An 11697-nucleotide genomic window follows, 5' to 3' on the forward strand; every position below is an offset into this window, starting at 1 on the left:
ATGGCTGAACGCCACGCCACCATCGCCAGCGCCTCGGGCCTGCACGCCCGCCCCGCGAAGATCTTCGTCGAGGCCGTGCTGGCACAGCCGGTCCCCGTCACGATCGCCGTGGAAGGGGGCAAGGACCTCAACGCCGGCAGCATTCTGTCTCTCATGAGCCTGGGCGCAAGCGCCGGAACCGTCGTCGTCCTGAAGGCCGACGGCGACGGGGCGGAGGCCGCGCTCGATGAGCTGGTGACCCTGCTCGAAACAGACCTCGACGCCGAATAGCGCGGTCGAGTCAGGCGCGGATGCTGGGGCCGCCCGAGCGGGCAGACCTCGGCATCCGTCAGCCGCGCGCCGCGTCGCTGGTGGCTTGCGACGCGGCGCGTGCCGCCCGCGTGACCGACTTCCCAGCTCGCGCGGCCCCGCGGTGGGGCGCCACGTGCTCACCGCGAGGGCACATGATCGCCGCGTCCGCGCGCAGCTCGCTCGCGACGCGGTCCCACCACGAACAGGCCTCGTCGCGGGCGCCCGGGCGCTGTGCGTCGGCGGCGGTGCGCACCTCTGCTGCTCGCGCGAGGATCGCCAGGATCGGCTCGGCGGCCCGGTCAGCCGCCACCGCGTCCAGGTCGATCAATCCCGTCTGCCCCCAGTGGCCGAGCGCTCCGCGGAGCTTGACGTCGGTGTAGCCGTCGACGACGAGCGCGGCGATGGGCACCCCCGCGGGTGCCGCGAACACGGCCGGATGGTAGCGACCGGTGACGAGAAGGCCGGCCGAGCGTGCGAGTCGCGCGGCCTCGCGCGCGGTGCCCGTCGGCACGACAGAGCTGGACGTCTGCATGGCATCGCGGATCTCGTCGTGCAGCGTCGCATCGCCGCGCGGCGGGCCCGAATCCAGAGCGCCGAAGTGGGCGTGGAACCGGATCGGCATCGCGGTGGCGCGCTGGACCGCATCGAGCGCACGGGCAAGCCCGGCGACAACGCGATCACGCGGCCGCCCGCCGAGATGCGTGGAGCAGCTCACGAGCACGAAGGGTGAGTCCTCCGCCGGGAGCTCCTCGGTCATCCCCAGGAACGACGCGTCGTCGAGGGTGAGATCACGGCGCGAGGCCGGCACGCCCAGCACGCGGGCGAGCTCGGCCGAATCGGGTTCGCGAAGACCGACGAGCGCCGCCGAGGAGAGAAGATCGCGAAGCAGGGGGTGATCGTCGTCGGCCAGATCCGGGCCGAGGGTCTGACCGCTGACCACGAGCGGACGGCCGACGTGCGCGGCGATCTCCGCCAGCGCCGCGCGCTCGAAGATGTGCAGCGGCCACGTCGAGGCCAGGTTGCCGCCGCCCGCGATCACCACGCCGTCGGCGGCGCGGACCGCGTCGAGAACCGCCCACACCGGGTCCGTGCGGGGGAGCTCGGCCGTGCCCGCGAGGGTGGCGCGGAGGGCGTCGAACCGGGCGAGCGCCGCGGCCCGATCGTTCGCGAAGCCGAGGCGCGGAACCGCGGCGATGCCGTAGCGCTTCGCGGTGTCGGCGGGGGCCGCGCTCACCGCGGTGATCGACGTCGCCCCGCGCGCTCCAAGCTCGTCGACCAGCACCTCGAACATCGCCTCATCGCCGATGTGCATCATCCCGTCGACAACACCGACATCACCGAGGGCGACGATCTGCACGGAACTCCTGACTCGTGGTGGGCGCACCACGTTACCTCACGACCGTTGTCCAACTCGCGGATATATCATCAGCATTCTGCGTGGGCGAGCGACGCCGCCACGGCGATGGAGAGGTGCGGCATGGGTGTTCAGACGGCCCTCGATCAGGTGCTCCAGGCGCCCACCATCGTGGATGCGATGCGGCTCGCCGACGACCTCGCGTTCGAGGCCGGTCGAGACCCCGGGGTGCGCACGCTGCGCGTGCTCGGAGTCGCGCTCGCCGGAGCCGATCAGGTCGCCGCCATCGCCGCGACGCATGCGCTCGCCGAGATCCGCGACGCCGAGGCGTCTCGGATGCTCACCCGACTGCTTTCCGACGAGCGCGACTACCTGCGCGAGCACGCCGCCTGGGCGCTCGGCACGGTGCTGCCGCGACCGGAGGCGATGGGGCGGATGCTCGGCATGGTGCGCGACGGCGGATTCGCCGGCATGCTGGCGCAGCGCTCCCTCGAGCAGTGGTCCGCAGCGGTCGATGAGCAGCTCGTCGTCGGCGTCGAGGCAGCGCTGCTCGGAATCGACGAGTCAGGGGCGCGCGCACGTCTCGTCGAGACCCTCGGCCTGGTGCGGTCGCCGCTCGCCATCGAACCGCTCGTGCGCGTCGCCCGCGATCCCGGCGAACCCGAAGCCGTGCGGGTGGCCGCCGTCGCCGCCCTCGGACAGCGGCGTGCGGATGCCCACATCGCGGAACTGCTCGAGTCGCTGGTGGCGGGCGACGACCTCGTCGCGGAGGTTGCGCGGCTCTCACTCATCGACCTGACCGCGACGCCTGCGCCGCGACTTGCGCGCGAGGACGGGCTCACGATCGCGCAGCTGTTCCTGCACGCCGACATCGACCCGTCGCTGAGCGCGGCCGGCGCGGGAGACAACGGCGGCATCGCGACGCTGCTGGTGCGCCTCGGTGACGCGCTCGTGGCCGACGGTGCGACCGGGGTGCAGCGCGCCATCACCCTCTCCCGAGGCTCCATCCTGGGAGCCTCCACCGACCTTCTGAGACTGCACGACACGAGTCAGGGGCACGTCTACGGCCGCATCCCGCGCTGCGCGAGCCGGTGCCATCGGCGGCGTCCTGGCCGCTGCGCGTTACCGCGCGCCGCGGCATCCGCCGCATTCTGCGCGCCGCCGGTCACGTCGACCTGCTGCACCTGAGGATGGCCGACGTGGGGAGCCTCGCGGCGGCCGACGTCGCGCGGGAGCTCGGCATCCCCGTCGTCTTCACCGTGGCGCCCGACCCGCACGGGGTGATCGACTCCCTCGATCGGGCCGGCCGCCTGACGCGCGAGACCTTCGGCGAGGTCGACCACGCGGAGCACTTCTGGTTCCGAGCCCGACTCGTGCAGAGCCTGGCCGCGAACGCCTCGCACACGGTGCTGTTCCCGAGGCCGCAGCTGGAGGACGACATGCGGCGACTTCTCGGAATCGACCTGACGGCGCACCCGGAACGGCACACGATCGTGCCCGAGGGGGTCGATCTGGTGACGATCGATGAGGCGCTCGCGGATGCGTTCTCGGCTCAGGGAAACGTGGATCGACGCGGTGTCGCCCCGCACCCCGCCCTCGTCGAACTGCGCTCCCTGATCGACGACCTCGAGCCGGAGCGTCGAGGGCTGCCGCTCATTGTGAGCGTCGGCCGCATGCATCGGGTCAAAGGCATGGCGACGCTGGTGGAGGCGTGGGCGCGCGGACCTCTGGCCGAGCGCGCCAACCTGCTGATCGTCGGCGGCGATCTCGAGACGCCGTCGCTGGATGAGCGCGAGCAGCTCGCCCTCATCGAAAGCATCGTCCCCACCGCCGACCGCGCTCGCGCGGGACTGGTGCTGCCGGGGCACCGCCCGAACGATGTGGCGGCGCGCTGGCTCGCCGCCGCGCGGCTCGGACTGCCCGGCGCCGTCGCGGAGGGCGGCGTCTACGCCTGCGCGAGCATCAAGGAGGAGTTCGGCATCGCGCTGCTGGAAGCCATGGCCACCGGCCTGTTCGTGGTGGCCCCCGACGGCGGCGGTCCCGCCACCTACGTCGACGACGGCGTGACCGGGCGGCTGACGGCCACCTGGCATGTCGAACGACTGGCGGAGACGCTGACGCTCGCTCTCGACCAGGCGCGGGACGAGACCGACTCGGCGCGCGCGGAGCAGTCCCGCGCGATGGTGCGCGAGAACTTCACCATCCAGCGCATGTCATGCGCCCTCGGCGAGGTGTATCGCGGCGTCGCGCGCGACGAGGCGGCGCTGATTCAGCTGGCGGAGGTCACCCGGTGACGCTGCTCGTCATCAGCCCCGACTACGCCTCGCACCTGCTTCCGCTCGCGACACTTGCGACGGCATGGCAGGAGCGCGGTGAGCGCGTCGTCGTCGCCACCGGCCCGGCGACCGCCGAGATCGTGGCGGCGTTCGGCTTCGACCGGGTCAACCTGCAGCTCGGTCGCGGGTCCAACGCCGGTGTCATCCGTGCCGAAGACCAGCCCGACGACGAAGGCGACTCGCTGCGCGGCTTCTTCGACGCGACGCGGCAGGGCATGGTTCCGACCCTGCGCTACCAGGCGCGCGAGCGGCTGACCGACCTGATGTGGGACCCGGTGGCGGCGGGCCGCGCGACGCTGCGCGTCGTCGACGAGGTGCGACCCGACGCGATCCTGATCGACCATCTGGCATTCAGCGCACGACTGGCGCTCAGCGTTGCCGGGGTGCCGTTCGGAGATGTGGTGCTGGGGCATCCGAGCGCCCTCCCGCTGGCGGGCGAGCTCTACGGCTATCCGCCCGCCTGGCCCGCCGCGTTCCACCCCGCCCCAGCGGAGCTCGCCGAGCTGCGGGAGCTCTGCGAGCGCGTCTCGGCCAGCTTCACGAGCGAATGGAACAGCACCGCGCGCGCGCTCGACGCCACGGCGAACGAGAGCACGAACGCCTTCGCCGAGCACGGTTCGCTCGTGCTCTACAACTACCCGCGCGAACTCGTCGACGATGTGACGCGCGCCGCCCTCCCTGCGCACGTGTTCCTCGGCTCGACGCGACGCACCGAGCCCGCCGACCCCGACGTCGACGCCTGGCTCTCGGCGGCTGAACGCTTCGTCTACGTGAGCTTCGGCAGCTTCCTCTCGGTGCGCGGCGACGTGCTGCGGAAGGTCGTCGCCGCTCTCGTCGAGCTCGGAATTCCCGCGGCCATCGCCTCCGGGTCGACGCCGATCGACGAGCTGGGGCCGATCCCGGAAGGGTGGCTGGTCCGCGAGTTCCTGCCGCAGGTGCGACTCCTCGGCTCGGCGGCGCTCGCCGTCAGCCACGGCGGCAACAACTCGGTGACCGAGGCGCTCGGCGCGGGCGTTCCGCTGCTCGTGCTTCCGTTCTCGACCGACCAGTTCGCCGGAGCGGCCGCGATCGAAACGCACCGGGTCGGGCGAGCGCTCGACCCCAACGCGGCGACGGTGACTCAGCTGCGCGACGTCCTCGCCGACCTGCTCGCCCCCGACGAGGAGCGCTCCGACCGGCTCGCGCGGATCGTCGCGACTCAGGCCGCCGAATCGGGCCCCGCGGCGGCGTCTCGCGCGCTCGCCGCGAGTCCCTCGTTGACGAGCTCCCGCATCGCCTCCCGGTCGCCGGCCGCCAAGCGGTAGCGCTCCATGAGCGCCGCGTTGGCGTCGTAGTGGGTTCCGGCGCGCTCCGCGGCGACATGGTGAAGCGCGAACACGCGTCCCTCGTGTCGGCGCGGCGGTTCACCGAGAATCGTCGAATGGGCCCGGAACCAGGCCGCGTCCTCGAACCCCCAGCCGCGGAACCGCTCGTCCTGGCCGCCGTGAGCCTCCCACGTGCGAGGCGTCGTCACGTAGACACCCGAGCAGGCGCCGTGCACGAGCTCGAAGTCGCACTCCTCGGGTGGGGTGCCCGCGGCGAACTGCGCCGAACCGCGTGCCCCGAGCCAGTGGTACGCGGTGTACGGCAGATGCACGCGTCCGCTCGTCGCGGCGGCAGCGACCGCGGCGCGCAGCGCCTCGGGCTCCGGCAAGGTGTCGGCGTCGTTCAGCACGATCACCTCGTCGGGATCGGACATGCGGGACACCGCCAGATTGCGGCAGCGGGCGAGGTTGAACGGGTCGTCCCCGGAGTCGATCGTGTCGAGCGAGAACTCGGGCAGCATCCGCGCGTACCAGTCGCGCACGCGTTCGAAGGCGTCGAGCCGCGACGCCGCGGGGCGCCACGGGAGCACCACGCGAACAGGCATGGGCTCAGCCTAGGTCAGGCGGGCCAGCCCGACTCCGCCACCAGCCGGGGGAGCGCCTCGTGCACCTTCGCGCTCGCCTCGGCGGCGAGCGGGTTCGTCGAGACACCCTCGGCGCTCACCAGCTTCCCGCCCGTGTAGACCGCCTTCAGGTTGCGGGTCGTCATCGAGAGCACGTAGTTGTCGATCGGGTGCCACAGCGGGCCGATGTCGGGCGAGCGCGGGTCGACGACGAGGAAGTCGGCGAACTTGCCGGGCTCCAGCGACCCCACGCGGTCGCCGATGCCGAGCACCTCGGCCGAGCCGCGCGTGTGCAGGCGCAGCATCTCGGCGGGCATCATGCTGCGCGGGTCGCCGGTGGCGGCGCGCTGCTGGAAGATGCCGATCCGCATGTTCTGCCACGGGTCGCTGACGTCGGTGCAGGCCTGGTCGTCGAGGCCGACGCCGATCGTCATGCCCTGCTCGCGCATCCGCCCCAGGTCGGCGATGCCGCTCGCCAGGCGCCCGTTGGAGGCGGGCTGCCAGCTCATGCCGGAGCCGGCGGCGGCGGCGCGGTCGATGATCTCGGGCGTGGTCTGGATGAAGTGGCCGAAGATCAGGTCGGGTCCGAGCGCGTTCGCCTCGGCGTACCACTCGAACTTGGAGCGCTGCGAGCTCCACCTCGGCGCGCGTCTCCAGGAAGTGCGCCTGGTTGATCAGGCCGAAGCGGCGCATCGCCTCCACCTCGAGCTCGGCGGCGTCGCGGCGCGGCGACCACTGGACGGCGCCGAAGACGGCGCTGCCGAGGCGGAGGGCCGGGTCGAGGGTGTCGTCGTGGGCGATGACCTCGCCGAGTCGCTCGAAGATCTCGTCGTCGGAGCCGACCGTGACGTCCATGCCGACGGCGTTGACGAAGCGGATGCCCGCATCAGCCTTGGCATCGGACTGTCGGGTCAGATACGACGCGGGCCGCAGCTCGCCGGCGCCGCTGCGGGCGCCCTCGATCATCGGCTCCCAGGGCAGTCGCGGGTCGCAGAAGTCGAAGGCGGTCGTGACGCCGTTGCTGAGGAAGTCGAGCGAGCCGTGCAGCGTGCACCAGTACATGAGCTCGGCGGGCACCTTGCTGAAGAAGCCGAGCATCGAGTCGCACCAGCCGTAGAGGGTCTGGTCGACGCCCAGCCCGCGGGTGGGGCCGGTGAACAGGTGGGAGTGCGCCGAGACGAAGCCGGGGGCGACGAACGCTCCCGCGACGTCGAGGGTCTCCGTGCCCGCGGGAACGGCGGGCGGGGTGCCGGTTCCGATCGAGTCGATGCGGCCGTCGTCTCCGACGAGCATCCACCCGTCGTCGAGAACATCGGGGCCGCTGGCGGCGACGGGGATCAGGCGGGCATGAATGACGAGGAGCACCGGATCAGTATCCCCGGGCGCCGGGTCCGGCGCATTGCGCCCACATTTCCACCACGTTGCGCCCCCGCCGCAGCCCGCCCACCCGCACCATCCCGAGCGCTACCGAAACTCACGAGCGCTGCCGAAGTTCCGGTGGCGCTCGCCCGTTTCGGCAGTGCTCGGTGGGAGCAGGCGAGGGGAGGGGGAGCGCGGGGGTTAGGCGGGGAGCGGGGCGGGGGTGAAGAGGTTGTCGAAGACGGCGGTGCGGTCGAACTGAAGCGCGTGGGCGCGGGCGGCCGCGGCGCTCGAGGCGAGCGCCTCCGCGTCGAGAGCGAGCGCGGCGCTCAGCGCTGCCGCGATCGCATCCGGATCCTCGACCGGCACGATCATCGCGTGGTCGCCGACCGCCTCGCCGATGCCACCCGCCAGGGTCGTGATCACCGGACCGCCGCCGGCGAGCATCTTCTCGGCGAGGGCGATGCCGAAGGTCTCGACGAAGTCGGGGCTCGGCTTGCTCGGCAGCGCATACACGGCACAGGCCTCCATGAGGTGAGGCTTCTCGGCGTCGCCGACGTCATCGAGGAAGCGGATGCGGTCCGCGATCGGCGAGGCCGCCGCCAAGCCGTGCAGGCGCTCGGCATCCGGTCCGCGGCCGGCGATGATCAGCTCGATGTCGTCGTCGAGGCCCGCGCGCTCGAAGCCCTCGATGAGGTCGTCGACGCCCTTGGCGGCCTGCAGTCGCGACAGGAACAGCACGTAGCGGTTGCGTCGCAGCCCGCGGCGGGCGAGCACCTCGTCGGTCTCGGCCGGGTCGAGGTCGAGGTAGGCGGAGGCGTCGATCGCCGGGTAGGAGATGGTGATGCGCTCGCGGCACTGCTCGGCGAAGCGGGTGCCGTGGCGCACGTCGAGCTCGGCGGCCGCCTCAACGATCATCTCGCGCGTGTACTCCGAGACGGCGACGCAGCGGTCCTGGCTGAGGTAGGCGCTGAAGATCTGCGCCGCGGCGCCGTAGGCATCCTGGTCGAGGCTGGAGCGCACGACGTTGGTGATGTCGCTGCCGACCGCCTCGGCGATCGTGGTGACGTCGACGGGAAGCCCGGTCGCCTCGGCGATGCGGACGGCATCCGAGACGGCGAGGGTGTGCGGGCTGAGGTAGAGCGAGAGCGCCGTGGTCGGCACCCCGTCGGTGAACAGCTCGACCAGCCGGCCGGTGATGCCCGCCAGGTAGCGGCCGTCGGGCACCTTGTAGTCGCCGACCGGGTCGGGCCGCTCGACGTGGATGCCGGGGCTGTAGGGCAGCACGCTGTCGAGCGGCTTCAGCGGCAGCCCGCTGGTCTCGAGCCGGTCGAGCGGCCAGGTGACGATGCGCACCTCGTCGAATCCGCGCTCGAGGGCCGCTTCGGCGAGGTTGCGGCCCTCAACGGAGTGGCCGCAGATGACCGGGTCGGCCCGGTTGACGATGACGAGTCGGTTGCGAGGTTTCGTGGTCATGAGGGGATCCTTCGGTGCGTATGGATGCGAGCGCGTCGGTGTCGAGGTCAGGCCTGCGGGTGGGAGGGCGGCCGATCTCGGCGCCCCCAGTCGGTCGGCTCGGCGCCGAGGCGAACGGTCAGCGTGCCGCCGCCGTGGAACTCGTCGCCGCTGATCCAGCTGCGCTCGAGCGGGAGCCCGTTGAGGGCGACCGACTGCACGTACTGCACCGGTCCGCCGGCCTCGGACTCGATGAACCCTTCGGTCTCGATCAGGAAGCGGCCGCCGACGACGGCGATCTCGGCGCGCCGGAACGAGGGCGCGTTGACGAAGAACAGGTTCTGTCCCGCGGCCGGGAACACGCCGAGGCTGGCCCAGACGTACCAGGAGCTCAGTCCGCCCGAGTCGTCGTTGCCCGGCAGGCCGCCGCGGCCGACGCCGAACTGCTGGTGCACGATGTGGTGGACGATCTCGGCGGTGCGGTCGGGGCGCCCCGCGTAGTGGTAGGTCCAGGGCGCTTCCATGTCGGGCTCGTTGTTGAGCCCCTCGAAGCGACCGAGCGCGTAGCCGGCCTCGAGCTCTGCGGGGCCGGGCGCGACGCCCGGCTGGGTGACCGGCTCGGCGCCGTAGCCGAAGAACGCATCCGCGAGGGCGAGGTAGCCCTCGTCGCCGCCGGCGAGCGCGATGCGCGCCGCCATGTCGTGCTGCACCCGGAAGGAGTAGTTGTGCTTGCTGCCCTCGTAGAAGGTCGAGTCGCGCAGCAGGCCGGTCTCGGTGTCGTAGGCGTTCGCCCAGCGCTCGGCGAGCCGCGTGAACTCTTCGACGAGCGCACTGTCGCCGACGACGTGCGCGACCTTCGCGGTGCACCAGTAGGCGAACGCGATGTCGAGCGTGTGGCTGATCGGATGCGCCTCCCCGCGCAGCAGGAAGTCCTCGCCGTAGGTGCGCCGCAGGTCGTTGTGCATGTGGACGAGCGCCCACTCCCAGTCGATCCCGGTCACGCCGCGCTGGCAGAGGTCGGCGAGGAAGGTGTGCGCCAGCGCGCTGCCCTGGCGCGAGAAGCGGTCGCTGCCCACGGCCATCCGGTAGCCGATCGGGAAGTTCCCCTCCTCCTCGGCGATCGTCAGCAGCGCGTTCGCGAGTTCGACGGCGCGCTCGGGATACAGCGCGCCGAGCAGCGGCAGCTGGGTGCGGTAGATGTCCCACATCGTGCTGATGTCGAAGACGAAGGGGCCCTCGCTCGGCCAGAACGGGCTCTCGCCGGGGGCGAGGCAGGGCTTGATGAGCGAGTGGTAGAGGGCGGTCGAGAACACCGTCTCGCGCTCGGCGCTCGGCGTCTCGATGGTGATCGCGTCGAGGTGCCGGCGCCACGCCTCCTGCGTGCGCTCGCGCCGCGAGTCGAAACGGCGCGAGCTCGTGCCGCAGTCGGTGTGCAGGTTGCGCTTGGCCTGTTCGACGCCGCGCAGCGAGAACCCGATCCGCAGCTCGACGGTGTGATCCTCATTGCTCGCCCCCGCCCACATGAGCCCGAACGGGCGCAGCGTGGTGGGGCGGATGTGGTCGAAGTCGAGCCGGGTGCCGCCGGGCATCAGCCGGCGGTCGTACCAGAGCATCTGGCGCCAGCTGTCGGCGTCGCACTCGACGTAGATCGAGAGCGGGGCGCCCTCCACCACGATGGTGCCCTGCGCGACCCCGGGGCTCACGAGCTCCAGGTGAGCGCGCAGCGGCGTGGTGGCTGAGTGCGGGATCGCGAGCCCGCCGAGCGAGAAGTCGACGACGAGGCGCGCGTTGGCGTGCTTCGGGAAGCGGTAGCGGTGCACGGCGCTCTTGGGGCCGACGGTGAGCTCGGCGCGGATCCCGGAGTCGAGGGTGGCGGCATAGAAGCCGGGGGCCGCCTCCTCATCGGTGAGGCCCCACTGGCGGCCGAGCACGTCGAGCGGTTCGAGCATCGGGGTGACGCGGAAGTAGTTGTAGTACTTGCGGATCGCGCCGGTGCCGGACTGCTGGAAGTGGGTGAATCCGGAGGCGACGGCGTCCTCGTGGATCGTCGTCGGCACGCCCTCGGTGTTGAGGTCGTAGCGCCCGTAGCCGGTCGGGTAGGCCCCCGAGTAGGCGCAGGTGGACACCATCCCGAGGGGATAGGTGGCACCCGGGTGGGTGTTGCCGACCTGCGGCTTGGGCCACCACCAGGTCGCGGCGAGTCCGCTCTGGGCGGGAAGCGCCGTGACCTCCGTTCCGATGAACGGGTCGACACGATCGATCATGTCCTGACGCTAAGCGGCGATTGTCTCGGGCGGATTACGGGAGTGTGACGATGCGCGCACCCTCGTGGCGCGCGGGCGCGCACGAAAAAGCGCTGGGAGCCTCCCGAGGAAGGCTCCCAGCGCCGGGAGTTCGAGCGGACGCGTTAGCGCTGTGCGCCCTTGAGCGAGCCGGTGGCCTGACCGGCGGGGTCGTAGATGATGCAAATGATCTCGCGGTCGCCGGTGGACACCCAGCTCTCGGCGGTCGGCGAGTAATATCGCGCCTTGAGCTCGGAGTCTTGCGTCGTCACACCGACGAACGTATCGAAGGCCGTGACGCACGCGAACGCTGCCTCCTCGGCGATCACGTCGTCGCCAGGGTAGTCGCCGTCGGCGACGAGGTAGCTGAAGTACGCCTCGCTGTCGTGCGGCTCGTCGCAGGGGACGATCGGCACCGTCCGCACCTCGCCGCTGACGTCGGCGTAGTTGAGGCAGTCGCCGACCGCGATCGAGAAGACGTCGGCGTTGTCGTTGCCCTGGGTGACGTTGCCGTCGTCGTCGCGCTGCACCTCGCCGGTCAGCGTGGTCGGAACACTGCAGCCGCTCAGCGCGAGGCCCGCGGCGAGGATGGTGGCTCCGGCGAGCGCGCGGAGCACGCGGGATGTCGTGGTGCTCATAGGGGCCTCGCGTTCGGGATGGGGACGGAGGTCGGCTCGGTTCACCTCCGACACG

Annotated in this window: 10 protein-coding genes and 1 pseudogene; 4 read left to right on the top strand and 7 right to left on the bottom strand. The window is 71.7% G+C overall.

The window, feature by feature from the left end; all coding sequences use genetic code 11:
- The gene (locus tag AC0L6Y_RS03665; protein WP_473555698.1) at positions 1 to 270 is read left to right on the top strand and encodes an HPr family phosphocarrier protein; all 270 of its coding nucleotides are present in this window, start codon (positions 1 to 3) and stop codon (positions 268 to 270) included.
- 58 nt (positions 271 to 328) lie between these two features.
- Here the strand turns inward: AC0L6Y_RS03665 and AC0L6Y_RS03670 are convergent, their stop codons facing one another.
- Complete coding sequence (locus AC0L6Y_RS03670; RefSeq protein ID WP_473555702.1) at positions 329 to 1648, bottom strand: polysaccharide pyruvyl transferase family protein; 1320 nt, start codon at positions 1646 to 1648, stop codon at positions 329 to 331.
- Between the two features lie 120 nt (positions 1649 to 1768).
- Between AC0L6Y_RS03670 and AC0L6Y_RS03675 the strand changes: the two genes are divergently transcribed.
- The 3 genes from AC0L6Y_RS03675 to AC0L6Y_RS03685 are packed head-to-tail and all read left to right on the top strand — an operon-like array spanning position 1769 to position 5285.
- A complete protein-coding gene (locus AC0L6Y_RS03675) occupies positions 1769 to 2833 on the top strand; it encodes a HEAT repeat domain-containing protein (protein ID WP_473555707.1) in 1065 nt (354 codons plus the stop codon).
- The gene (locus AC0L6Y_RS03680; protein ID WP_473555712.1) at positions 2737 to 3939 is read left to right on the top strand and encodes a glycosyltransferase; all 1203 of its coding nucleotides are present in this window, start codon (positions 2737 to 2739) and stop codon (positions 3937 to 3939) included. The genes AC0L6Y_RS03675 and AC0L6Y_RS03680 overlap by 97 nt, the downstream gene beginning before the upstream one ends.
- A complete protein-coding gene (locus AC0L6Y_RS03685; protein ID WP_473555716.1) occupies positions 3936 to 5285 on the top strand; it encodes a glycosyltransferase in 1350 nt (449 codons plus the stop codon). Before AC0L6Y_RS03680 ends, AC0L6Y_RS03685 begins: the two co-directional genes overlap by 4 nt.
- Here the strand turns inward: AC0L6Y_RS03685 and AC0L6Y_RS03690 are convergent.
- From AC0L6Y_RS03690 to AC0L6Y_RS03715, 6 genes and pseudogenes are all read right to left on the bottom strand, one after another.
- Entirely contained in the window at positions 5180 to 5890 is a 711-nt protein-coding gene (locus AC0L6Y_RS03690) for a hypothetical protein (protein WP_473555721.1), read from the bottom strand. The two genes, AC0L6Y_RS03685 and AC0L6Y_RS03690, sit on opposite strands and share 106 nt — an antisense overlap.
- 14 nt (positions 5891 to 5904) lie before the next feature.
- Positions 5905 to 6486: an amidohydrolase family protein gene (locus AC0L6Y_RS03695; RefSeq protein WP_473558220.1), complete on the bottom strand. Its 582-nt coding sequence runs from the start codon at positions 6484 to 6486 to the stop codon at positions 5905 to 5907.
- 112 nt (positions 6487 to 6598) lie between these two features.
- Positions 6599 to 7201 (bottom strand): annotated as a pseudogene (locus tag AC0L6Y_RS03700) (amidohydrolase family protein); the annotation flags it as partial.
- Positions 7202 to 7468: 267 nt separating this feature from the next.
- Positions 7469 to 8743: a glycosyltransferase gene (locus AC0L6Y_RS03705; RefSeq protein WP_473555726.1), complete on the bottom strand. Its 1275-nt coding sequence runs from the start codon at positions 8741 to 8743 to the stop codon at positions 7469 to 7471.
- Between the two features lie 47 nt (positions 8744 to 8790).
- Positions 8791 to 10986, bottom strand: a complete 2196-nt coding sequence (locus tag AC0L6Y_RS03710) for a GH92 family glycosyl hydrolase (protein WP_473555731.1) — start codon at positions 10984 to 10986, stop codon at positions 8791 to 8793.
- A 143-nt stretch (positions 10987 to 11129) separates the two neighbouring features.
- Positions 11130 to 11642 (bottom strand): septum formation family protein, encoded by a 513-nt coding sequence (locus AC0L6Y_RS03715; protein ID WP_473555735.1) that lies wholly within the window; start codon positions 11640 to 11642, stop codon positions 11130 to 11132.
- Positions 11643 to 11697 lie beyond the last annotated feature (55 nt).

It is taken from the genome of Pseudolysinimonas sp. 10J20-29 (genome assembly GCF_055809595.1).